This window comes from Blastococcus saxobsidens (assembly GCF_002938435.1).
Taxonomy (GTDB): domain Bacteria; phylum Actinomycetota; class Actinomycetes; order Mycobacteriales; family Geodermatophilaceae; genus Blastococcus; species Blastococcus saxobsidens.
This window is the reverse complement of record NZ_POQT01000010.1, coordinates 55,995-79,170: the sequence shown is the minus strand read 5'-3', so window position 1 is coordinate 79,170 and position 23,176 is coordinate 55,995. Positions and strand designations below refer to the sequence as shown.

The 23,176-nt window shown below is 74.0% G+C and carries 24 protein-coding genes; 4 read left to right on the top strand and 20 right to left on the bottom strand.

What is annotated here, in order from left to right; genetic code table 11:
• Positions 1-4 precede the first annotated feature (4 nt).
• Entirely contained in the window at positions 5-565 is a 561-nt protein-coding gene (gene bldD, locus C5507_RS08680) for a transcriptional regulator BldD (protein ID WP_104528133.1), read from the top strand.
• Between the two features lie 260 nt (positions 566-825).
• On the opposite strand, the gene nusB is transcribed toward bldD, so the two are convergent.
• From nusB to C5507_RS08605, 15 genes are all read right to left on the bottom strand, one after another.
• Positions 826-1,233, bottom strand: coding sequence for a transcription antitermination factor NusB (gene nusB / locus C5507_RS08675; protein ID WP_104528132.1), 408 nt, complete (start codon positions 1,231-1,233; stop codon positions 826-828).
• 16 nt (positions 1,234-1,249) lie between these two features.
• A complete protein-coding gene (gene efp / locus C5507_RS08670; protein WP_104528131.1) occupies positions 1,250-1,810 on the bottom strand; it encodes an elongation factor P in 561 nt (186 codons plus the stop codon).
• Positions 1,811-2,911: a M24 family metallopeptidase gene (locus C5507_RS08665; RefSeq protein ID WP_104528130.1), complete on the bottom strand. Its 1,101-nt coding sequence runs from the start codon at positions 2,909-2,911 to the stop codon at positions 1,811-1,813.
• Positions 2,908-3,342 (bottom strand): type II 3-dehydroquinate dehydratase, encoded by a 435-nt coding sequence (gene aroQ, locus C5507_RS08660; RefSeq protein WP_104528129.1) that lies wholly within the window; start codon positions 3,340-3,342, stop codon positions 2,908-2,910. Before aroQ ends, C5507_RS08665 begins: the two co-directional genes overlap by 4 nt.
• Before the next feature lie 33 nt (positions 3,343-3,375).
• Positions 3,376-4,428, bottom strand: coding sequence for a 3-dehydroquinate synthase (gene aroB, locus C5507_RS08655; RefSeq protein WP_104528128.1), 1,053 nt, complete (start codon positions 4,426-4,428; stop codon positions 3,376-3,378).
• Positions 4,425-4,958 carry a shikimate kinase gene (locus C5507_RS08650; RefSeq protein ID WP_104528127.1) on the bottom strand — a complete coding sequence of 178 codons (534 nt, stop codon included), beginning with the start codon at positions 4,956-4,958 and terminating at the stop codon, positions 4,425-4,427. The genes aroB and C5507_RS08650 overlap by 4 nt, the downstream gene beginning before the upstream one ends.
• Positions 4,955-6,148: a chorismate synthase gene (gene aroC / locus C5507_RS08645; protein WP_104528126.1), complete on the bottom strand. Its 1,194-nt coding sequence runs from the start codon at positions 6,146-6,148 to the stop codon at positions 4,955-4,957. The genes C5507_RS08650 and aroC overlap by 4 nt, the downstream gene beginning before the upstream one ends.
• A gap of 84 nt (positions 6,149-6,232) precedes the next feature.
• A complete protein-coding gene (locus tag C5507_RS08640) occupies positions 6,233-6,898 on the bottom strand; it encodes a prepilin peptidase (RefSeq protein WP_104528125.1) in 666 nt (221 codons plus the stop codon).
• A gap of 8 nt (positions 6,899-6,906) precedes the next feature.
• Positions 6,907-7,725, bottom strand: coding sequence for a shikimate dehydrogenase (locus C5507_RS08635; protein ID WP_165400432.1), 819 nt, complete (start codon positions 7,723-7,725; stop codon positions 6,907-6,909).
• Positions 7,718-9,475, bottom strand: a complete 1,758-nt coding sequence (gene mltG, locus C5507_RS08630) for an endolytic transglycosylase MltG (RefSeq protein WP_104528123.1) — start codon at positions 9,473-9,475, stop codon at positions 7,718-7,720. The genes C5507_RS08635 and mltG overlap by 8 nt, the downstream gene beginning before the upstream one ends.
• Positions 9,476-9,534: 59 nt before the next feature.
• A complete protein-coding gene (ruvX, locus tag C5507_RS08625) occupies positions 9,535-10,215 on the bottom strand; it encodes a Holliday junction resolvase RuvX (protein WP_104528163.1) in 681 nt (226 codons plus the stop codon).
• A gap of 5 nt (positions 10,216-10,220) precedes the next feature.
• On the bottom strand, positions 10,221-12,899 hold the full coding sequence (gene alaS / locus C5507_RS08620) for an alanine--tRNA ligase (RefSeq protein WP_104528122.1): 2,679 nt from the start codon (positions 12,897-12,899) through the stop codon (positions 10,221-10,223).
• Positions 12,900-12,956: 57 nt separating this feature from the next.
• Positions 12,957-13,241, bottom strand: a complete 285-nt coding sequence (locus C5507_RS08615; protein WP_104528121.1) for a hypothetical protein — start codon at positions 13,239-13,241, stop codon at positions 12,957-12,959.
• Positions 13,241-13,666 carry a DUF948 domain-containing protein gene (locus C5507_RS08610; RefSeq protein ID WP_104528120.1) on the bottom strand — a complete coding sequence of 142 codons (426 nt, stop codon included), beginning with the start codon at positions 13,664-13,666 and terminating at the stop codon, positions 13,241-13,243. The genes C5507_RS08615 and C5507_RS08610 overlap by 1 nt, the downstream gene beginning before the upstream one ends.
• A 99-nt stretch (positions 13,667-13,765) precedes the next feature.
• Entirely contained in the window at positions 13,766-15,103 is a 1,338-nt protein-coding gene (locus C5507_RS08605) for a replication-associated recombination protein A (protein WP_104528119.1), read from the bottom strand.
• Positions 15,104-15,162: 59 nt separating this feature from the next.
• On the opposite strand from C5507_RS08605, the gene C5507_RS08600 reads away from it, so the two are divergent.
• Entirely contained in the window at positions 15,163-15,996 is an 834-nt protein-coding gene (locus C5507_RS08600; RefSeq protein WP_249027812.1) for an aldo/keto reductase, read from the top strand.
• A gap of 160 nt (positions 15,997-16,156) precedes the next feature.
• On the top strand, positions 16,157-17,023 hold the full coding sequence (locus tag C5507_RS08595) for a type IV toxin-antitoxin system AbiEi family antitoxin (protein WP_104528117.1): 867 nt from the start codon (positions 16,157-16,159) through the stop codon (positions 17,021-17,023).
• Positions 17,024-17,104: 81 nt separating this feature from the next.
• Here C5507_RS08595 and C5507_RS23085 read toward each other — a convergent pair whose 3' ends face one another.
• From C5507_RS23085 to C5507_RS08570, 5 genes are all read right to left on the bottom strand, one after another.
• Positions 17,105-17,296, bottom strand: a complete 192-nt coding sequence (locus C5507_RS23085; protein ID WP_242610997.1) for a hypothetical protein — start codon at positions 17,294-17,296, stop codon at positions 17,105-17,107.
• 137 nt (positions 17,297-17,433) lie between these two features.
• Positions 17,434-19,209: an aspartate--tRNA ligase gene (aspS, locus tag C5507_RS08585; protein WP_104528116.1), complete on the bottom strand. Its 1,776-nt coding sequence runs from the start codon at positions 19,207-19,209 to the stop codon at positions 17,434-17,436.
• A gap of 24 nt (positions 19,210-19,233) precedes the next feature.
• Positions 19,234-20,217, bottom strand: a complete 984-nt coding sequence (locus C5507_RS08580) for an aldo/keto reductase (protein WP_104528115.1) — start codon at positions 20,215-20,217, stop codon at positions 19,234-19,236.
• An 8-nt stretch (positions 20,218-20,225) separates the two neighbouring features.
• Entirely contained in the window at positions 20,226-21,491 is a 1,266-nt protein-coding gene (gene hisS, locus C5507_RS08575) for a histidine--tRNA ligase (protein ID WP_104528114.1), read from the bottom strand.
• On the bottom strand, positions 21,488-22,171 hold the full coding sequence (locus tag C5507_RS08570; RefSeq protein WP_104528113.1) for an MBL fold metallo-hydrolase: 684 nt from the start codon (positions 22,169-22,171) through the stop codon (positions 21,488-21,490). The genes hisS and C5507_RS08570 overlap by 4 nt, the downstream gene beginning before the upstream one ends.
• A gap of 159 nt (positions 22,172-22,330) precedes the next feature.
• Between C5507_RS08570 and C5507_RS08565 the strand changes: the two genes are divergently transcribed.
• Complete coding sequence (locus tag C5507_RS08565) at positions 22,331-23,167, top strand: peptidylprolyl isomerase (RefSeq protein WP_104528112.1); 837 nt, start codon at positions 22,331-22,333, stop codon at positions 23,165-23,167.
• The last annotated feature ends 9 nt before the right edge of the window (positions 23,168-23,176 follow it).

The window sequence follows — 23,176 nt, the reverse complement described above, 5'->3', positions numbered from 1 at the left end:
AGCGATGAGCACCGACTACTCACGGGCCCTCGGCGCCCGGCTCCGCGCCATCCGCAACCAGCAGGGCCTCTCGCTGCAGGGCGTGGAGGACAAGTCGCACGGCCGCTGGAAGGCGGTCGTCGTCGGGTCCTACGAACGAGGCGACCGCGCCGTCACCGTGCAGCGCCTGTCGGAGCTCGCCGTCTTCTACGGCGTCCCGGTCTCCGAGCTGCTGCCCGACCCGCGGCCGAGCTCCGCGGTGACCTCGACCAACAAGATCGTGCTGAACCTGGAGTCGCTGGGCTCGCTGCCGGCCGACGAGGCGGGCCCGCTGGCCCGCTACGCCTCCACCATCCAGGCGCAGCGGCACGACTACAACGGCAAGGTCCTCTCCATCCGCGCCGAGGACCTGAAGTCGCTGGCGATCATCTACGACATGAGCCCCGACGAGCTCACCTCGCGGCTGATCGAGTGGGGCGTCCTGTCGCCCGGCATGGAGGGCATCGTCAGCGCCGGTGGCGACGACGAGCTCGAGGAGGACGTCGACGAGTCCGCCTGGGGCGACCGGCGGCGCGCGCCGCGCTGAGCGACCGCACGACGACGGGCCCCTGCCGATCCGGCGGGGGAACGTCGGCATTCCGGCCCTCGTCGGTATCGACACGCGCGGCGGACGCCGGGCTCGCCCTCGCGCCAAGGTGCTCCCACCCCGGGCGGCGGTCCCGGCAGGCACGGGGGCGCGCATGCCGGCTGTGGAGATGGCGGAGGTCACCAGGACCCGGCGCAGACGGGCTGCTCGTCGGCGTGGGCGTCTGGCTGTTCGCCCGCCGCGACATCCACTGAGACCGGCTACGCCGTGGGCACCTCGGCGGCGAGGATGCCGCCCAGCACGCCGTTCACGTACCCCGGGGAGTCGTCGGTGGACAGCGCCTTGGCCAGCTCCACCGCCTCGTCGATGACGACGGCGTCGGGTACGTCGTCGACCCAGAGCAGCTCGTAGGTGGCCATGCGCAGGATCGCGCGGTCGACGTCCGGCAGCCGGTCCAGCGACCAGTTGGCGGCGTGCGCCTCGATCAGCTGGTCGATGCGCGTGCCGTGCTCCTCGACGCCCTCGACCAGCCGGACGGCGTGGTCGGGCACCGGCGGGTTGCCGTCGGCGACCCGCTCGCGCAGCAGCTCGAGGCGGTCGCGGCTGCGGACGTCGGCCTCGTAGAGGACGTCGACGGCGCGCTTGCGCGCCTTGGTCCGTGCGGCCATGAGGGGATCCGGTCGCTCAGTTGACGCGGCCGAGGTACCGGCCGTCGCGGGTGTCGACCTTCAGCTTCTCGCCGGTGGTGATGAACAGCGGCACCTGGATCTGCGCACCGGTCTCCAGCGTGGCCGGCTTGGTGCCACCGGTGGAGCGGTCGCCCTGCAGGCCCGGGTCGGTGTGCTCCACCACGAGCTCCATGGTCACCGGGAGCTCGACGTAGAGCGGGTTGCCGTCGTGCACCGCGACGACGACCTCGGTGTTCTCCAGCAGGTAGTCGGCGCCGCCGCCGACGGTGGTGGCCGGCACGTAGATCTGGTCGAACGTGTCGCCGTCCATGAAGACGAAGTCGGTGCCGTCCTTGTACAGGTAGGTCATCGACCGCTTGTCCACGTTGGCCGTCTCGACCTTGGTGCCGGCGTTGAACGTCTTGTCGACGACCTTGCCCGACAGCACGTTCTTCAGCGTGGTGCGCACGAAGGCGCCACCCTTGCCGGGCTTCACGTGCTGGAAATCGGTGACGGTCCAGAGCTGGCCGTCCAGGTTGAGGACGATGCCGTTCTTCAGGTCGTTGGTGGTAGCCATCTAGAGGACCAGCAGTTCCTTGCTCGTGAGGGTCAACAACTCGGGCGCGTCGTCCGTGACGACCAGGGTGTCCTCGATCCGGACACCACCGTGGCCGGGCAGGTAGACCCCCGGCTCCACGGTGACGGCCATGCCGGCGGCCAGAGTACCCGCGCCCAGCTGGCCGATGCCCGGCGCCTCGTGGATCTCCAGGCCCACGCCGTGGCCCAGACCGTGGGGAAAGTGCTCGCCGTGGCCGGCCTCGACGATCACGTCGCGGGCGGCGGCATCCACCGCGACGACGTCGGCACCGGCCACCAGGGCGGCCCGCCCGGCCGCCTGGGAGGCGGCGACCAGCTGGTAGATCTCGCGCTGCCAGTCGGCCGCGTGGCCCAGCACCAGCGTGCGGGTCATGTCGGAGTGGTAGCCGTCGACGGTCGCGCCGAAGTCCAGCTTGAGGAAGTCGCCGGCCCGCAGCTCGGTGCCGTCGGGGCGGTGGTGCGGGATGGCCGAGTTGGCGCCGGCCGCCACGATCGTCTCGAACGATGGCGCCTCCGCGCCCAGGGCGAGCATCCGGGCGTCGAGCTCCCGGCCGACCTCCAGCTCCGTGCGGCCGGGCCGCAGCGCGCCCTCGGCGGCCAGCTCCGCCAGCGCGTGGTCGGCCACCGCGCAGGCGCGGCGCAGCGCCTCGATCTCGCCGTCGTCCTTGATCGCCCGCTGGTCCTCGACCGCCCGGCGCACCGACGCCAGCTCGGGCACCGTGCCGCCGGCGGCGGCGTCGGCGAGCACCCGCTGCAGCCCGTGCAGGCCGTCGACGGTGAGCTCGTGGGACTCGAAGCCGAGCCGGCCGGCGCCCCGACGGACCGCCTCGCGGGCGAGCGCGGCCACCGTCGCGCGGTCCACCACGAGCTCCACGTCGGGGACCTGGAGGCCGGCCTGGGTGGTGTACCGGCCGTCGGTGCCGAAGAGGTCCCCGCCGTCGGTGCGCACCAGCAGCGCACCGTTCGAGCCGGTGAAGCCGGTCAGGTACCGCACGTTGAGCAGGTTGGTGACCAGCACTGCGTCGAACCCGCGCTCGGCGGCGGTGGCCCGGAGGACGTCGCGCCGTCCGGCGGCGCTCACGAGACGCCGCGCAGCGTCATCCACTGCAGCGCCAGCACGTAGCCGTGCACGCCGAGCCCGACGATGGCGCCGTCCGCGGCCCGGGAGACGTAGGAGTGCCGCCGGAACTCCTCGCGCCGGTGGATGTTGCTGATGTGCACCTCGACCACGGGCGCGGCCACCGCGGCCAGCGCGTCGTGCAGCACCACGGAGGTGTGCGTCCAGCCACCGGGGTTGATGACGATGGCGTCGCCGGCGTCGGTGGCCTCGTGGATCCAGCGCAGCAGCTGGCCCTCGTCGTCGGTCTGGCGCACCTGCACGTCGATGCCGAGCTCGCGAGCCGCCGCCTCGACCAGCTCGACGAGCTGTTCGTAGGTCGTCGTCCCGTAGATCTCCGGCTCGCGGGTGCCGAGCCGGCCGAGGTTGGCCCCGTTGAGCACCTGGATGGTCATGCGGTTCCTTCGTTCGGGGTGGCGGGCGGGTGGTCAGGCGGCGACGGCGGCCCAGGCGGCGTCGAGCCAGGCCTGGTCCGGGTCGGTCAGGATCGTGGGGTGGCCCAGCCCGTCGAGGACGACGAACCGCAGGGACGCGCCGCGGGCCTTCTTGTCCACCCGCATCACCTGCTGCAGCCGCCCCCAGTCGCCGGCGTACCGGGTGGGCAGGCCCATCGCCGCGACCAGCTCCCGGTGGCGGGCCACCTCGGCCGGCGCGAGCAGGCCCGCCTGCCCGGCCAGCTCCGCCGCGAAGACCAGCCCGACGGCGACGGCCTCGCCGTGCCGCCAGCCGAAGTCCTCCAGCCGCTCGATGGCGTGCCCCAGCGTGTGCCCGTAGTTGAGGAACTCCCGCCGGCCGGTGTCGTACAGGTCCTCCCCCACGGCGTCGGCCTTGACCCGCACCGCGCGCTCGATGAGCTCCTCGATCTCCCGGCGGCCGGTCGGGTCGGCGTCCAGCAGGCGCAGGATCTCGCCGTCGGCGATGAAGCCGCACTTCACGACCTCGGCCATCCCGGAGCGGAACTCCTCCTCGGGCAGCCCGGCGAGCAGGTCGGTGTCGGCGAGCACGGCCGCCGGCGGGTGGAACGCGCCGACCAGGTTCTTGCCGCTACCGGTGTTGATGCCCGTCTTGCCGCCCAGGGCCGCGTCGACCATGCCGAGCACGCTGGTGGGCACCGTCACGAAGCGGACCCCCCTGGTCCAGGTGGCGGCCACGAAGCCGGCGAGATCGGTCACCGCTCCGCCGCCCAGGCCGACCACGGCGTCCGAGCGGGTCATGCCGAGCCGGCCGAACTCCTCCCAGAGCCCGGCGGCCACCTCGGCGGTCTTGGCCGCCTCGCCGTCCGGGACGACGACCGCCTCGGCGGCGACCCCGGCGCTCTGCAGCGTCTCGACGGCCGCACCGGCGGCGGCGGCCAGCGGCGGGGCGTGGACGATCGCCACCTTCGGCGTGCCGGCCAGCACCAGCGCGAGCTCCGCCTGCACACCGGCGCCGATGGACACCTCGTAGGGCCGCTCCCCGGCGACCGGGACGCGGCGGGTCATCGGGCCTCCTCCGGCACCAGTACTCCGAGCACCTCGGCGACGACCTCCTCCGGTGAGCGCCCCGCCGTCGTCACCCGGTGTGTGGCCACCTCGGTGTAGAGCGGGGCGCGCTGTTCGAGCATCGAGCGCAGCATGGCGCGGGGGTTCACGGCGAGCAGCGGCCGGTCACGGGACAGGCCCACCCGCCGGGCCGCGGAGGCGACGTCGACGTCGAGCCAGACCACGGTGCCGCCGGCCCGGCCGTGGGCGACGAGCAGCTCCCGGACCGCCGAGCTGGTCACCGCCCCGCCGCCCAGGGCCAGCACGCCGGGGTGCTCGGCGAGCGCCCGGGCGACGGCCCGCTCCTCCAGCGCCCGGAAGTGCGGCTCACCCTGCTGCACGAACAGGTCGGCGATCGACGTGCCGGTCTCGGCCTCGACGTCGCGGTCGGTGTCCCGGAAGGGCAGGTCCCGGGCCGCGGCGACGGCCGTGCCGACCGTGGTCTTGCCGGAGGCGGGCGGACCCACCAGGACGAGCGCCGGGGCGGTCACCGGTACGGCAGCGCGTCGAGGTAGGCCTGCACGTTGCGACGGGTCTCGACGATCGAGTCGCCACCGAACTTCTCCAGGACGGCGTCGGCGAGCACCAGGGCGACCATCGCCTCCATCACCACGCTGCCGCGGGGCACCGCGCAGGCGTCGCTGCGCTGGTTGATGGCGACCGCGGGCTCGCCGGTGGCGACGTCGACCGTCTGCAGCGCGCGGGGCACGGTGCTGATCGGCTTCATGGCCGCCCGGACGCGCAGCACCTCGCCGTTGGTCATGCCGCCCTCGATGCCACCGGCGCGGTCCGTCAGCCGCTGGATGCGCTGCTGCCCGTTCGTCGAGTCCACGCCGACGATCTCGTCGTGGGCCACCGAGCCGCGGCGGCGGGCCGTCTCCAGCCCGTCGCCGACCTCGACGGCCTTGACCGACTGCACGCCCATGAGCGCGGCGGCCAGGCGGGCGTCGAGGCGGCGGTCCCAGTGCACGTGGCTGCCCAGGCCCGGCGGCAGGCCGTGCACGACGACCTCGATGACGCCGCCGAGCGTGTCGCCGTTCTTCCGGGCGTCGTCGATCTCGGCGGTCATGCGCCCGCTGGTCGCCGGGTCGGCGCAGCGCACCGGGTCCTCGTCCAGCCGGGGGGTGTCCTCCGGGCCGGGCACCAGGCCGTCCGGGGCGACGACGGGGCCGATGCCGACCACGTGGCTGACCACCGTGACGTTGAGTGACTGGCGCAGGAACGCCTGCGCGATGGTGCCGAGCGCGACCCGTGCCGCGGTCTCCCGGGCGCTGGCCCGCTCGAGGACCGGCCGGGCGTCGTCGAAGCCGTACTTCTGCATGCCGGCGAGGTCGGCGTGGCCGGGGCGCGGCCGGGTCAACGGGGCGTTGCGCGCCTGACCGGCGAGGATCTCGTCGTCCACCGGGTCGGCGGACATGACCGTCTGCCACTTGGGCCACTCGGTGTTGCCGACCTGCACGGCGATCGGCCCGCCCTGCGTCCGGCCGTGCCGCACACCGCCGGTGAGCGTGACGACGTCCTGCTCGAAGGCCATGCGAGCACCCCTGCCGTGCCCGAGCCGGCGGCGCGCCAGCTGCAGGTCGAGGTCGGAGGTCTGCACCTCGACCCCGGCAGGGAGGCCTTCGAGAATGGCGGTGAGCTGCTGGCCGTGCGACTCACCGGCGGTCAGCCAGCGCAACATGGGGGTGATTCTGCCAGTAGGAGGACCCCGGTCCCCCTCCCCCCTCGCAAGCTCGGGGCGAGCCTCTGGACCGGGGCCGTTCCATCATGGAAGGGGCGGGACGCCCCCGACCGCCAGCGCCAGGACGGCGCCGGCCAGCAGCGGCGGCCCGAGGGGCACGGTGCTGCGCCAGCTCGCCCGCCGGGTCGCGACCAGCACCACCGAGACGACGGTGCCGAGCAGCAGCCCGAGGAAGAGCCCGGCGATCAGCACGCCCCAGCCGAACCAGCCGAGCACCAGGCCCAGCAGCGCGAGGAGCTTGACGTCGCCGTAGCCCAGCGCCGCCGGGGAGACCGCGGCCGCGGCCGCGGCGACCAGGTACAGCAGCCCCCCGGCGAGCGCCCCGCGCGCCAGCGCTCCCCACGTCCCGAGCACGGCGGCGTCGGCGAGCAGGGCCGCGGTGAACGCCGCGGCCGCCGGGAGGAGGACGCGGTCGGGCAGCCGGTGCGCGGTGAGGTCGACGGCGCCCAGCACGACGGCCGCGGCCGCCACCCAGGCGAGTCCGGCCGTGAGCGGCCGGACTCCGCCGAGCAGCGCCGCGGCGCACAGCAGCCCCGCGGTCAGCGCGCCGACCAGCGCGTCGCGCAACGGGGTCGAGCGGGCCGTGGCGTCCCTCGTGGCGAGGCGCGCGGCGACCCGCGCGCAGCACGGGCCCAGCACCAGCCCGACGACCACCGCGATCCCGGCCAGGACCGGGCGCGAGACGTCCACCGCGCCGGTCAGCGTGCGGCGAGCGCCGCGTCCAGCGCGGCCCGCATGGCGCCGATCGGCGCGGCGTCACCGGTCATCAGCTCCACCTGCTCGGTGGCCTGCCAGAAGAGCACCTCGAGGCCGCTGATCACCGTTCCGCCGGCGGCGGTGACCCGTTCGGCCAGCGGCGTGGGCCACGGGGCGTACAGCACGTCGAGCACCGTCTGACCGGCCCGCCAGTCCAGCCCCGCGACGGCGGGCTGCCCGGCGACGGGCACGGTGCTCACCACCACCGGGGCGGGAACCGCGCTGCCGTCCAGCGGGAGGACCCTCGCCTCCACGTCGAGCGCCTCGAGGACCCGGGTCACCTCGCCGGCCCGGCGGGGCTCCCGCACGACGACGTCGACCTGCCGGGCGCCCAGGGAGGCCAGCGCGACCACCGCGGCGGTCGCCGTGCCCCCCGCGCCGAGCACGGCCGCGTGCGGCGCCTCCTCGACGCCGGCCAGCTGCAGCGCCATGCCGATGCCGGTCACGTCGGTGTTCTCCGCGCGCCAACCGCTCCCGGTGCGGACCAGGGTGTTGGCCGCCCGGAGCAGGCCCGGCAGCGGCTGCACCGTGTCGGCCACCGCGACCGCTGCCTGCTTGCACGGCATGGTCACCGAGAACCCGCGCCACTCCGGGCCGAGGCCGGCCAGGAGGTCCGGCAGGTCCTCGGCCCCGACGTCCAGGGCGTCGTAGGTCCAGTCGCTCAACCCGAGGGCCGCGTAGGCGGCACGGTGCAGCAGCGGGGAGAGCGAGTGGGACACCGGCCGGCCGAGGACGGCCGCCCGTCGGCGCGGCTCAGCCACCGCATCCGAGACCGGCGTCGGCACACCGCTGGCGTGCCTGCTGGAACTCCGCGTAGTCGCTGGTGAAGAAGTGCGAGCCGTCCTCGTCCGCCAGCACGTAGTACAGGAGGTCCCCGGTGGTCGGGACCAGCGCGGCCTCCAGGCTGCTCTCCCCCGGAGAGCTGATGGGTGTCGGCGGCAGGCCCTGGCGGGTGCGGGTGTTGTACGGCCCGTCGGTCCTCAGGTCCGTGACGGTCAGGTCGTTGCCGCTCTTCTTCAGCCCGTAGGCCAGCGTCGCGTCGATGCCGAGCGGGATGCCCTGTGCCAGCCGGTTGTAGACGACCTGCGCGACGTCCGCCCGCTCGCTGTCCAGTCGCGTCTCCGACTGGATCATCGAGGCCACCGTCACCAGCTCGGCCGGGGTGCGGCCCAGGGCGGCGGCGCGCTCCTCCAACCGGAGACGGCCCGCGACCTCGGTGAACGTGTCGACCATCTCCTGCAGCATCTGCTGCGGCGTGGTCCCGGGCTCGAAGGCGTACGTGGCCGGGAAGAGGTAGCCCTCCAGCTGACCGCCCGCGTAGGCGGGCAGCTCGAGCGCGCCGGGAGCGGCCGCGGCCTGCAACTCCTCCAGTGGGGTGCCGGTCTGCTCGGCGAGGCGCGCGAGCACCCGCTCCACGGTGAAGCCCTCCGGGACGGTCACGCGCGACACCTGCCGGGAGGCCGGCTCCAGCAGCGCGTCGAGCGCCGCCTGACCGCTCATCTGCAGGCGCAGCGAGTACACGCCCGGCTGGATGCCGGTGGCCGCGGGGTTGTCCTTGGCGGCGCTGACGAAGGGCCCGGTCGAGGCGATGACGTCGGCGCCCTCGAGCGTGCCGGCGATGTCGCTGAGGGTGTCGCCCTGGTTCACCCGGATGTCGACGCTGCCGGACCCGCTCCCGGTGTAGTCGCGCGAGGTGGGGTCCAGGAGGGAGAACAGCTGCTGGCCGCCGAAGACGATGCCGGCGATGATGCCGCCGAGCACGAGCAGCGCGAACGCGACGGCGAACGGACGCCGGCGCCGACGACGGCGCTGCCGGTCGCTGCGCGGGTCGTAGGGGGCGACCGGGATCTCGTCGTCGGTCAGGGGGCCGACCGGCTCGGCGGCCAGGGCCTGCTCCTCGTGGACCGGGTCCGCCTCGGGCACCGCCGCGGCCGGGGCCACGGGGGCGACGGCGGGCATCGCCTCGGTCTCGGGCTGGTCGGTCGTGGTGGGAGCGCTCCGCCGTCCCCGCAGGAGCCCGCGACGGCGCGGGGTCGGCTCGTCGACGTTGGCGCCGATGACCTCGAGGCCGCCGGTCTGCTCCTCCCACCACCGGAAGTCGTCCGCGGGCTGCACGTCGCCGGCGGAGGAGTGGTCGTCTCGACCGCTGCCGAGCCGGGGCGTGGCCACGGTGGGTTCGTCGTCGCCGGCGCCCGCCCGGGCGGCGAGCCGGTCCCACGCGCCGGTGGGCATCGGGGGCAGCGGCGCCGAGGGGTGCTGGCGGCCGAAGCCGTGCCCGTCGTCGGACCGGGCGGGGGCGCCGGGGTGGTCCGGGTGGTCGGTCGAACCGTAGGACCACCAGGAGGGCTCGACGAGCGGTCCGGTGTGGTCGGCGCCGCGGTCGATGGTCCCGGACCGGGAGCGGGGAACGCCCGGGCGGTCGACGGGACGGTGCGGCGGATGCAGGGGCGAGCCCGGCGGGTAGCTGCCCCCGGTGGGGGCGCCCGGAGTCGTCCAGGAGGACGCGGGCACTCCACCGGTTCGGTCGTCGGAGGAGTGCCTCCCCCGGCGCGGCGGCCCGCCGGGCGCGCTCACGTGGGCGCCCGCCGGCTGTCGAGGTACTGCTGCAGGATGACCACGGCGGCCGCCTGGTCGATCACCGGGCGCGATCGGCGGCTGTCGATGCCACCCTCGCGGAGGTGACTGGCTGCGGTCACGGTGGAGAGCCTCTCGTCGATCATGTGGACCGGCACATCCGCTATGCGGTCGGCCAGTTCCTGAGCGTAGTTGCCCGCATCGACGGCGGAGGCGCCTGACGCACCTGACAGATGCCTCGGCTCTCCCACCACCACCTCGGTCACCTCGTGTTCCACGACGAGCCTGACGAGACGGTCCAGATCGGATCCGTCCTTCGCCCGCCGGAGGGTCTCCAGCGGGCTGGCGAGCGTGCCGGTCGGGTCCGACAGCGCCAGCCCGATCCGGACGGTGCCGACGTCGATGCCGAGCACGCGCCCTCGGGCCGGGCCGGCACCGGGACGCCGCGGCGGCACCTTGAGGTGCTGCGGCCAGCCGCCGCTGAGGTCGATCTCGGTGGTCTCGTGCTTGACCGGCGGGAACCCCTGGCTGAGGTCGATCTCCGTGGTCGGGTGGTACGTCGGCTGCTCACCGGTGGACCCGGGCGTGCGCGGCCGCGCCGGCGGCACGGCCGGCAGCTCCCGGCGGCGCTTGCCGACCGGGCCGGTGTCCTCGGGGTTGTACTCGGTGTCGGACACGTTGGTCACCTTCCCGTGGCGGCCGCAACCGCCTGCTCGCCGGCCTGCAGTGCTGCGGGGATACCCGCGGGATCAGTGCCGCCTCCCTGGGCGACGTCGGACTTGCCGCCACCGCGGCCGCCGACCGGTGCCGAGGCCGCCCTGAGGACGTCGTTGGCCGACAGCCCCTGCGCGACCGCGGCCGGGTTCAGTGCGGCCACCAGGGCCACCTTGCCACCGGACTCCGAGGCCAGCAGCACGACCGAGGGCCGGTCGGCGGCCAGCCGGCCCCGGACGTCGAGGGCGAGCGTGCGCAGGTCGCCGCCGCCCAGCCCGGCCGGTGCCCCCGTGACGACGGCGACGCCGCCCACGTCGCGGGCCGATCCGGCGAGCTGCCCGGCCGCGGCCAGGGTCTGCTGACTGCGGAGGTCGGCGAGCTCGCGGTCCAGGTCGCGCAGGCGGGTGACCATGCCGCCGACCCGCTCGACGAGGCCGTCCTGCGGCGACTTGAGGATCTCGGCGAGCTGGCGGACCAGATCGCGCTCGCGGGCCAGGTACCGGAAGCCCTCGAGTCCGACGACGGCCTCCACGCGCCGGGCGCCCGAGCCGACCGACGACTCGCCGGTCAGCGCCAGCGTGCCGATCTGGGCGCTGCCGCGGACGTGCGTGCCACCGCAGAGCTCGCGCGACCAGGGGCCGCCGATCTCCACGACGCGGACCTTCTCGCCGTAGGTCTCCCCGAAGAGCGCCAGTGCGCCGGAGGCCTGCGCCTCGGGCAGCGTCATCCAGGACGCGCGGACCTTGTGGTCGGCGCGCACCGCGGCGTTGGCGACGTCCTCGATGTCGGTGCGCTGCTGCTGGCTCAGCGCGCCCTGCCAGGCGAAGTCCAGCCGGAGGTAACCGGGGCGGTTGTAGGAGCCGGACTGCAGCGCCTGCGGACCGAGCACCTCGCGCAGCGCGGCGTGCACCACGTGGGTGCCCGAGTGCGCCTGGCAGGCCGAGAGCCGCCACTCGTAGTCCACCTCGGCGGTGAGCTCCGCGCCCTCGCGCAGTTCGCCGTCCAGCACCCGGACCTGGTGCGCGACGAGGCCCTTGACCGGTCGCTGGACGTCGATCACCTCGGCGCGGCCGCCGTCCCAGGTGAGGATGCCCGCGTCGGCGACCTGCCCGCCGGACTCCGCGTAGAAGGGGGTGCGATCCAGCACGACCCGCACGATGTCGCCCTGCTCGGCGACCTCCGGTCCTTCCTCGTCGGTCACGACGGCCAGCACGCGGGAGTCGGTGCGCAGGGTGTCGTAGGCCCGCCAGTCGGTCGGGCCGTGCTCGGCGAGCAGCCGGCGGTAGGCCAGGACGTCGACCGAGCCGGTGCGCTTGGCGCGGGCGTCGGCGCGGGCCCGGTCCCGCTGCTCCTTCATGAGGGCGCGGAAGCCCTCCTCGTCGACGACCACGCCCTGCTCGGCGGCCATCTCCAGGGTCACGTCGATCGGGAAGCCGTAGGTGTCGTGCAGCGAGAAGGCCTGCTCCCCGGACAGCTCCGGCGTGCCCGCCCTCTTCGCCTGCGCCACGGCGGTGTCGAACAGCGCCGTGCCGGAGGTGAGGGTGCGGCGGAACGCCTCCTCCTCGGCGTAGGCGACGCTGCTGATCCGCGCGAAGTCGGTCTCCAGCTCGGGGTAGCTGGCCTTCATCGCCTCCTTCGACACCGGCAGCAGCTCCGGGAGGGTGGCGTCCTCGACGCCGAGCAGCTTCATCGACCGGACGGCGCGGCGCAGCAGCCGGCGCAGGATGTACCCGCGGCCCTCGTTGCCGGGCGTGACGCCGTCGCCGATGAGCATGAGACCGCTGCGCACGTGGTCGGCGACCACGCGCAGCCGGACGTCGGCCTCGGCGTCCTTGCCGTAGGTGACACCGGACAGCTCGGCCGCGCGCCGCAGCACCGGCGCGACCTCGTCGATCTCGTACATGTTGTCCACGCCCTGCAGCAGGTAGGCCACCCGCTCCAGGCCCATCCCGGTGTCGATGTTCTTGTTCGGCAGTTCGCCGACGACCGTGAACTCCTCCTTGCTCCGGACGTCGGTCAGCTCGTACTGCATGAAGACGAGGTTCCAGATCTCCAGGAACCGGTCACCGGCGGTGTCCACGAGCGGGCCGCCGTCGGGGCCGAACTGCGGGCCGCGGTCGAAGTAGATCTCCGAGCACGGGCCACCAGGGCCGGGCGCCCCGGTGTGCCAGTAGTTGTCCTTCTTCCCCAGCCGCTGGATGCGCTCGACCGGCAGGCCCGCGATGCGGCGCCAGGCCTCGGCCGCCTCGTCGTCGTCCAGGTAGACCGTGACCCAGAGCCGCTCGGGGTCGAAGCCCAGCCCGCCGTCCTCGACGGACCCGGTGAGCAGCCCCCAGGCGTGCTGGATGGCGCCTTCCTTGAAGTAGTCGCCGAAGGAGAAGTTGCCGTTCATCTGGAAGAACGTGCCGTGGCGGGTGGTCTTGCCCACCTCCTCGATGTCGAGGGTGCGCACGCACTTCTGCACGCTGGTCGCGCGCGGGAACGGGGCCGGTTCCCGGCCGGTCAGGTACGGGATGAACGGCACCATGCCGGCGACGGTGAACAGCAGCGACGGGTCCGGCGAGACCAGCGAGGCGCTGGGCACGACGGTGTGGCCACGCTGGGCGAAGTGCTCCAGGAAGCGGCGGCGGATCTCGGCGGTCTGCATCAGCGATCTACTCGGTTCGACGGGACCGGGACGACGCGGGCCGTCCCGGCCGATGGATCAGGAGTCGGCGGCGTGGGCGCCGCGGCGCAGGGCGGCGGCGTCGCCCGCATCGGGCAGCGGCGCGTCCAGGCCGGTGCCCGCACGCAGCTCCTGCTCGCGCTCGGACATGGCCTCGCGGACGTCGGCACCGAAGTCGCCGATGGCGTCGGCGAGGTCGCGCAGACCGTCGGCGATGGAGGCGCCGATGCCGGCCGGGGTCATCTTCTCGGCGGCGGCGGACAGCTTGCGCACGACCAGTACGCCGATCGTCACGCCCATCGCCAGCCAGAACAGCCGGCGCATCAGGCGGCCCGCCGGGCGGCGCGGCGGGAACGACGCGCCTCCCTGTCGCGGCGGGCGGCGTCGGCCAGGGCCTGCCCCTCCCGCTTCTTCTTGGTGGCGCTGCGCACGCCGTAGCTGAACGCGGCGACCTTGATCAGCGGGCTGCCCAGGGTCGCGGCGACCACGCTGGTGAGCGCGGCGACGTTGCTGGAGACGTTCGCGGCGTTGCCGGTGATGTCGTCGACCCGCTCCAGGTTGCTGTTCACGTGCGCGACCGTGGTGCCGGCCTGGCTGAGGATCGGCGCGCTCTGCTCGCGCACCTGGCGGATGGTCAGGGTGGCCTCGTCGAGCGTCCGGCCGAGCTTGAGCAGCGGCACGGCCACCAGCACCACCAGCAGCACCAGGGCGCCGGCTGCGATCAGCCCGGCGATCTCTCCTACGGACACGCGTGCTCCTGTTCTCGGGGGATTCAGCGCCGGGAGCGACGTTCCGGCCTCGTCACACTAGTCGCGGCCACCTGCCGACGTCCGTCCCCCGCCGGGAGGTCAGCGGGTCCGGCGGATGATCGCGCGCAGCTTGGCCAGCCGCTCGCCCAGCCGCGCCTCCGCGCCGCGGTTGGTCGGCCGGTAGTAGTCCTTGCCCACCAGGGCGTCGGGCGGGTACTGCTGCGAGACGACGCCGTCGGGGTGGGAGTGCGGGTAGACGTAGGTCTTGCCGTGCCCGAGCTTCTTCGCCCCGCCGTAGTGGGCGTCGCGCAGGCCGGGCGGCACCGGGCCGCCCAGGCCGGCCCGCACGTCGGCCACCGACTCCCCCATCGCGGCGGTGACCGCGTTGGACTTGGGGGCCGTGGCGAGGTGCACGACGGCCTGCGCCAGCGGGAAGTGGCCCTCGGGCATCCCGATGAAGGCCACCGCGTCGGCGGCGGCGACGGCGGTCAGCAGGGCGGTCGGGTCGGCCATCCCGATGTCCTCGCTGGCGGAGATGACCAGCCGCCGCGCGATGAACCGCGGGTCCTCCCCCGCCTCGACCATGCGGGCCAGGTAGTGCAGGGCGGCGTCGACGTCGCTGCCCCGGATGCTCTTGATCAGCGCGCTGGCGACGTCGTAGTGCATGTCGCCCTGCCGGTCGTAGCGGACCGCGGCCTGCGCCACCGCCGTCTCCAGCGTGGCGAGGTCGATCTCGGTCGCGCCGACGGCCCGGGCCGCCCCCGCGCCGGACTCCAGCGCGGTCAGCGACTTGCGCCCGTCGCCGCCGGCGATCCGGATGAGGTGCTCCTCGGCCTCGTCGGTGAGCGTGAACTCACCGTCCAGCCCGCGCTCGCTGGCCAGCGCCCGGCGCAGCAGCGTGCGGACGTCGTCGTCGGACAGCGGCTGCAGCGCGAGCACGAGGCTGCGCGACAGCAGCGGGCTGACCACGGAGAAGAACGGGTTCTCCGTGGTGGCCGCGATGAGGCTGACGATCCGGTCCTCGACCGCCGACAGCAGGCTGTCCTGCTGCGTCTTGGAGAAGCGGTGCACCTCGTCGATGAACAGGACCGTGCGGCGACCGGAGAAGGTGAGCTCGCGCTTGGCGCTGGAGATGACCGCCCGGACCTCCTTGACCCCGGAGTCGAGCGCCGACAGCTGCACGAACTGCCGCTTGGTGGCCAGCGAGATGACGTGGGCGAGGGTGGTCTTGCCGGTGCCGGGGGGGCCGTAGAGGACCAGCGACATCGGTTCGTCGGACTCCACCAGCCGCCGCAGCGGCGCGCGCGGGCCCAGCAGGTGCTGCTGGCCGACGACCTCGTCGAGGCTGCGCGGTCGCATGCGGACCGCGAGCGGCGCACCGGGGTCGAGCGCGGGCGCGCCGTCCTCGTCCGGCGCGGGGTCGAACAGCGAGGTCACGGTTCCCGACGCTACCCGCGGGGCACGACAGGGCCGTGCAGCAGCGATGCATCGGGGACATGACGGTCAGCGCCATCGGACTGGGCGCGATGCCCCTGTCGACCAAGGAGCCGCGGCCGTCCGACGACGACGCGGTCGGCGTGGTGCACGCCGCCCTGGACGCCGGCGTCACGCTGATCGACACGGCCGACGCCTACTCCCGGGACGAGGCGGAGTTCGGGCACAACGAGTCGCTCGTCGCCGCGGCGCTGCGCTCCTACGGCGGCGATCCGTCGTCGGTGCTGGTGGCCACCAAGGGCGGGCACACCCGCCGCGGCACCGACTGGGAGCTGAACGGGTCGCCGGCCCACCTGCGGCGCGCCTGCGAGGCGTCGCTGCGCCGGCTGGGGGTGGACGCCATCGGGCTCTACCAGTTCCACCGGCCGGACCCGGCGACGCCCTGGGAGGACTCGATGGGCGCGCTGCGGCAGCTGGCCGATGCCGGGCTGGTGCGCATGGTCGGGATCTCCAACGCCGACGTCGCGCAGATCGACGCGGCCCGGGCGATCGTCGGCGAGGCGCTGGTCAGCGTGCAGAACCAGTTCTCCCCCGGCTGGCGGTCCTCCGCCGACGAGCTGGCGCACTGCGCGGCGCACGGACTGGCGTTCCTCCCGTGGAGCCCCTTCGGCGGGGTGGGCGCGGCCGGCTCGCTGGACTCGACCGCGCCGGCGTTCGCCGAGGTGGCCGAGGAGCTCGGGGTGTCGGTCTACCGGGTGGCGCTGGCCTGGCACCTGGCGCAGGCCGACACGGTCGTCCCGATCCCCGGGGCCTCGCGGGCGGCCTCGATCACGGACTCAGCCGCGGCCGCCGACCTCGAGCTCTCCCCCGAGCAGCTGGCCCGGTTGAACGCCTGACCCTCCTCCCCCGCGATCATCGAGTTCTTGCCAGGGACACGCGGGGACGCGCCGACGGGTGCCCGCACAACTCGATGATCGCGGTCCACAGCCACTCCGAGCGTCCACAGTTGGTGGCGTCGGGCCCCATCGAGGGCGACTCGCCCCGACCGTCGGGCGCATGGACGGTGTGGAACTTGGCCCGAGCTACACCTGGGACGAGGCGCGCGACCGCGGCGTCTCCCGGCGGCAGATCGCTCATGACGGCATCCGGCTGGGGCGCGGCCTCTACCTCTCATCGGCCGTCGAACCGACACTCGCCGAGCGTTGTGCGGCGTGGGCGCGGGTCCTCCCACGGGACGCGGCGTTCGGGCTGACGACCGCCGCTCAGCTCTGGGGTGCTCCCGTTGCACCGGCTCGCTCGGTGCAGGCCGTGGTGACGCCGCGGAGCGTGCTCCCGCAGCGTCGTGGTCTCCAGGTGCTGGTCCGCAAGGACCTCACGACGGCCGACGTCGTGGAGACGGCCGGCCTCCGGCTGACCACGCCCGCGCAGACCTTCCTCGATCTCTCCGCTCGGCTCCCCCCTCAGGAGCTGGTGGCCGTGGGCGACTCGCTGCTGCGGGCCGGGCTCGCCGCACGTGAGGACATCGACGAGCGACTCGCCCGGGCGCTCGGCGCCCGGGGCGTCATCCGGGCCCGCGAATGCACCGCACTGCTGTCACCGCTCTCGATGTCCCGCCCCGAGAGCCTGATCCGGTACTGGCTGACGTCGAGCGCCCTGCCCGAACCCGAGCTGCAGGTGGCGATCCGCGACCGCTGGGGGGTCGCCGTGGCCCACGCGGACATCGGCTGGTCGCGGTGGAAGGTGGCGGTCGAGTACGAGGGTCGGCAGCACGCGGAGCGGGAGCAGTTCGGCCGCGACATCGACCGGTACTCGCTCATGGCGGCAGATGGGTGGCTCACGCTGCGATTCGCCGCGCGGCACCTGCAGGAGTGCACGGTCGTCGACCGAGCACGCCGGGCCCTGCTCTCACGCGGCTGGCACTGATCCCGCGATCATCGAGTTGTTGCCACCGACACGCGCCGGCGCGCCCAATCCCGCGAGCACAACCCGATGATCGCGGCGAGGTCAGCGGCCGAGGACGTCCCGCAGGGCCGCGAGGACGAGCGCCACCTCGTCCGGCGCGGCGTTGGGGCCCATCAGCCCGATCCGCCACACGGTGGCCGCGTAGGCCCCCACTCCCCCGCTGATCTCCAGGTCGAACCGCTCGAGCAGCTCCTTGCGCACCGCCGCCGAGTCCACCCCGTCGGGCACCGTCACCGTGGTGAGCTCGGGCAGCCGGCGCTCCTCGGCGGCGAAGAGCTCCAGCCCCAGCTCCTGCAGGCCCTCGTGCGCCGAGCCGTTGCCCGTGTCCCCGTCGGGAGGGCCTCCGGCCCCCGCCGCGGGTCCACCCCGGATTACTTCGTCGGGTCGGAGGGCCCTGGGGCGCCAGGCTGACCGGGCAGCGCCGGCTCCTCCGGCTTCGCGTCGATGCCGGACTCCTTGCGCTGGGCGGTGGTGATCGGCGTCGGGGCGCCGGTCAGCGGGTCGTGGCCGGCGCCGGTCTTCGGGAAGGCGATGACCTCGCGGATCGACTCCACCCCGGACAGCAGCGCCGACAACCGGTCCCAGCCGAGGGCCGCGCCGGCGTGCGGCGGCGGACCGTAGGCGAACGCCTCGAGGAAGAACCCGAACCGTTCACGGGCCTCCTCGCGCGACATGCCGAGCGTCTCGAACACCCGCTCCTGCAGGTCGGCGTCGTGGATGCGCACCGAGCCGCTCATGACCTCGTTGCCGTTGATCACCATGTCGTAGGCGTCGGACAGCGCCGCGCCCTTGTCCTCGGCGAACCGGTCCCGCCACTCGGGCGTGGGCGAGGTGAACGGGTGGTGCATGAAGGTCCAGTCGCCGTCCTCGGTCTCCTCGAACATCGGGAAGTCGACGACGAAGAGGAACGACCACGAGCCCGGCTCGATCAGCTCCAGCCGCTTGGCGATCTCGTTGCGGGCGGCGCCCAGCAGCTCCTGCGACGAGCGGCGCTGGCCGGCGGCGAAGAAGACGCAGTCCCCGGGCTTCGCCCCGACCGCCTCCACCAGGCCGTCGCGCTCGGCGTCGGAGATGTTCTTGGCGACCGGCCCGCCCAGCGTGCCGTCCTCGGCGATGGTCACGTAGGCCAGGCCCTTGGCGCCGCGGGACTTCGCCCAGTCCTGCCAGGCGTCGAACGCCCGCCGGGGCTGCGCACCGCCGCCGGGCATCACGACGGCACCGACGTAGGGCGACTGGAAGACGCGGAACGGGGTGTCGGAGAAGTACGACGTGAGCTCGGTGAGCTCGATGCCGAAGCGCAGGTCCGGCTTGTCCGACCCGAAGCGGTCCATCGCCTCGCGGTAGGTCATCCGCGCGATCTCGGGGATCTCGTACGACGCCAGCTCCCGCCACAGCGACCGGACGACGTCCTCGGCGATGGCCAGCACGTCGTCGCGCTCGACGAAGCTCATCTCGAAGTCCAGCTGGGTGAACTCCGGCTGGCGGTCGGCGCGGAAGTCCTCGTCCCGGAAGCAGCGGGCGATCTGGTAGTAGCGCTCCAGGCCGCCGATCATCAGCAGCTGCTTGAACAGCTGGGGCGACTGCGGCAACGCGTACCACTTGCCCTGCTGCAGGCGGACCGGCACGAGGAAGTCCCGGGCGCCCTCGGGCGTCGACCGGGTGAGCGACGGCGTCTCCACCTCGGTGAAGCCGTGCTGCGCCATCACCCCGCGGGCGATGCGGCTGATCTCCGAGCGCAGCCGGATGGCCTTCGCCGGCCCCTGCCGGCGCAGGTCGAGGTAACGGTACTTGTAGCGGACGTCGTCGGACGCCGCCTGGTCGGTCTCGATCGGGAAGGGCAGCGGCGCCGAGGCCGACAGCACCCGGAGCTCCGACGTCGCCACCTCGATGTCGCCGGTCGGCAGCTCCGCGTTCTCGTTGCCCTCGGGGCGGGACCGCACCTCACCGGTGACGAGCACGCAGTACTCGTTGCGCAGGTGGTGGGCCTCCTCCTCGCGGACGACGACCTGCACGTACCCGGAGGCGTCGCGCAGGTCGAGGAAGACCACCCCGCCGTGGTCGCGGCGGCGGGCCACCCAGCCGGCGAGGGTGACGGTGGTACCGGCGTCGGACGCGCGGAGCGCGCCGGCGTCGTGGGTGCGAAGCACAGGAAGAGCCTTTCGAAGGGAGGATTACCAGCGGTCGTGCACGTGGGCGCGGATGCGCTCGTCGTACAGCCGCTCGAGATCGGCGAGCTGGGCGTCCGACAGCGGGGCCATCGAGGCGGCGGCGACGTTGCCGCGCACCTGCGTGACGTTGCGGGCGCCGGGGATGACGGTGGTGACGCCGGGCTGGTCGATGACCCAGCGCAGCGCGAAGGCGGCGGTCGGCACGGCGTCGCCGGCGATCGCGGCGACCTCGCGGGCGGCCTCCACACCGACGTCGAAGGGCACGCCGGCAAACGTCTCGCCGACGTCGAAGGCCTCGCCGTTGCGGTTGAAGTTCCGGTGATCGTCGGCCGGGAAGGTCGTCGACTCGTCGTACTTGCCGGTCAGCAGCCCGCTGGCCAGCGGCACGCGGGCGAGGATGCCCACACCGGCCCGCTGGGCGGCCGGGAGCAGCTCCTCGAGGGGCTTGCGCCGGAAGATGTTGAGGATGACCTGGATGGTGGCCACGCCGGGGTGCTGCAGCGCGGTGAGGCCCTCCTCGACGGTCTCCACCGAGACGCCGTAGGCGGCGATGGCGCCGTCGGCCACGAACGAGTCCAGCGCGTCGTACACCCGCTGGTCGGGGTAGACGGCCGGCGGCGGGCAGTGCAGCTGCACCAGGTCCAGGGTGTCGACGCCGAGGTTGCGGCGGGACCGGTCGATCCAGGCGCGCAGGTTCTCGGGGGTGTACTGCTCGGCCTCGAACGGGTCGGCGCGGCGGCCGGCCTTGGTCGCCACGAACGGTCGGTCGGCCCGGGGCGCCAGCGCCTTGCGGATCCGCTCCTCGCTGCGCCCGTCGCCGTAGACGTCGGCGGTGTCGAGCAGGGTGACCCCGGCGTCGAGGGCGGCGTCCAGGACGTCGGCCGCATCGTCCTCGGTCACGTCGCCCCAGTCGCCGCCGAGCTGCCAGGTGCCCAGGCCGATCACGCTGACGTCTGCTCCGGTCCGCCCGAGCGGTCGCTGCTCCATCGAAGAATTCACTCCCCCACGCTTTCACGAAGGCGCTGGAACAGCTCACCGACGGGGACGGCGTGCTGCTCGCCGGTGCGCATGTCCTTGAGCTGGCCGACTCCCTCGGCCAGGTCCCGCTCGCCCACGACGACGACGTGCGTGGCGCCCGACCGGTCGGCCGCCTTCATCGCACCCTTGAGCCCGCGGTCGCCGTAGACGGTGTCGGCGGCGACGCCGGCCTGGCGCAGCTGCCCGACCAGGCGCACCGCCAGCCGTTTGGCCTCCGCACCCAGCGGCACGACGAAGGCCTGCACCCCCGCGGTCGCGCCGATGTCCAGACCCTCGGCCTGCACGGCGAGCAGCGTCCGGTCGACACCGACGGCGTAGCCGATGCCCGAGACGTCGGGTCCGCCGAGCGCCGCGGACAGGCCGTCGTAGCGCCCGCCCCCACCGATCGCCGACTGCGCGCCGAGCCCGGAGTGCACGAACTCGAACGTCGTCTTCGTGTAGTAGTCCAGCCCGCGCACCAGCCTGGGCGCCTCGGTCCAGGGCACCCCGAGGTCGGTGAGGTGCTGGCGGACGGCGTCGTAGTGCGCCCTGGTGGTGTCCGAGAGGTGGTCGACCATCAGCGGGGCGTCGTCGAGCTGCGCCTGCACCTCGGGCCGCTTGTCGTCGAGCACCCGCAGCGGGTTGATCGCCGCGCGCCGCCGGGTCTCCTCGTCCAGGTCCAGCTTGTCCAGGTAGGCCACCAGCAGCTCGCGGTACTGGGGCCGGCAGGTGGCGTCGCCCAGCGAGGTGAGCAGCAGCTCGAAGTCGGTGAGCCCGAGGTCGCGGAAGCCCTGCACGCCCAGTGCGACCACCTCGGCGTCCAGCGCCGGGTCGTCGGTGCCGAGGGCCTCCATGTCCACCTGGGTGAAGTGCCGGTAGCGGCCGGCCTGCGGGCGCTCGTAGCGGAACGCCGAGCCGACGGTCCACAGCTTCACCGGCAGCGCGCCGTCGTGCAGCCGGTGCTCGATGAAGGCGCGCATCAGCCCGGCGGTGAGCTCGGGGCGCAGGGTCAGCGAGCGGCCGCCCCGGTCGGCGAACGTGTACATCTCCTTGGTGACGACGTCGGTCGACTCGCCGACGCCGCGGGAGAAGACGGCCGTCTCCTCGAAGACCGGTGTCTCGACGTACCCGTAGCCGGCCCGGCGCAGCGGTGCGGTGAGGGTGTCGCGGACGGCGAGGAAGCGCGCCGAGTCCGGCGGCAGCGTGTCGAAGGTGCCCTTCGGGGCGGTCAGACCGGCGCTCACAGTCCACGCCCCCTGGGTGCGCTCGCGGCCTCGGCGAGGTAGGGGTTGCTGGCCCGCTCGCGGCCGATCGTCGTCGCCGGGCCGTGACCGGGCAGCACGACCGTCTCGTCGTCCAGCGGGAGGACGACCTCGCGCAGCGACCGCAGCATCGCGTCCCACGACCCGCCGGGCAGGTCCACCCGGCCCACCGAGCCGGCGAAGAGCACGTCACCGGCCAGCAGGCCGGGGGCCTCGCCGAGGTCGAGGGAGAACATGACCGAGCCCTGGGTGTGCCCGGGCGCGTGCCGGACCGTGAGGTCGACGCCGGCCAGCGACAGCACCTCGCCGTCGTCCAGGCTCTTCACCTCCGACGGGTCGGGGAGCCGGACGCCGGTGATCAGCGGCGCCAGCTGGGGCCCGTGCCACGTCGCGGGGTCCGACAGCATCCCGGAGTCGGCGGGGTGCAGGTAGGCGGGGATGCCGTAGCCCTCGCAGACGGGCAGGACCGAGAACGTGTGGTCGAGGTGCCCGTGCGTGAGGACGACGGCGACCGGCTTCAGCCCGTCGTCGGCCAGCATGCGGGCCAGCGGTTCGACGGCGTCCATGCCCGGGTCGACGACGACGCACTCGGCCCCCGGCCCGGAGGCGACGGCGTAGCAGTTGGTGCCGAACGCGCCGGCAGGGAACGAGCGGATGAGCACCCGTGCAGGTTACGCGGATGCACCCGGGCTCCCCGGTGCTGCCAGGGATTCCCCAGCCCCGCCACCTAGACTCCCTCCCCGACCAGCGCGGTGCGGCCCCGCCCGGCACCGCCGTCGAGGCCGCCCTGTCGCGCCCGTCCGCCCGAGGAGTCCGCACCCGTGCCCACGAACAAGCAGCGTCGCGAAGCCGCGCAGCGTCACCTGCAGCGCCAGCTGGAGCGCCGCGCGGAGCTGGCCAAGAAGCGCCGCCGGAACCTGGGCCTGCTCCTCACCGCGCTCGCCGTCGTCGTGGTGGTCGGCGTCGCGCTGCTGGTCACCGGCGTGTTCTCCGGCGACGACGACACCGACGACCAGGCCGCCGACCCGTCGACGCCGGCCCCCACCGAGCCGGCGGCGCGCACGACCAACCCCGACGGCACGGTGACCTGCGAGTACCTGCCCGACGAGACCGGCAACCCGAACCTCACCGACGTCGGCACCCCGCCCACCCCGGAGGCCACGCCCACCGAGGGCACCGCCACCCTGCGCATGGCCACCAACGAGGGCGACCTGACGCTGACCCTCGACCGGGCCACGGCGCCGTGCGCGGCGGCGAGCTTCGTCTACCTCGCCCAGCAGGACTTCTACGACGGCAGCACCTGCCACCGGCTGGTCACCCAGGAGGCCTTCGGGCTCCTGCAGTGCGGCGACCCGACCGGCACCGGCTCCGGCGGCCCGACGTACAAGTACGCCGAGGAGGTCACTCCCGAGACGACCTACCCGCGGGGCACGATCGCCATGGCCAAGACGGCGGCCCCGGGCACGACGGGCAGCCAGTTCTTCCTCACCTTCACCGACGTCACGCTGCCGCCCGAGTACACCGTCGTCGGCACGATCGACGAAGCCGGCCTGGCGATCCTCGACCGCGTCGCCGAGGGCGGCATCCAGGGCGCCGAGGGCCCCGGCGACGGCACGCCCAACACCACCGTGACCATCGACGACATGGCCGTCGTCTAGTCCGCGTCC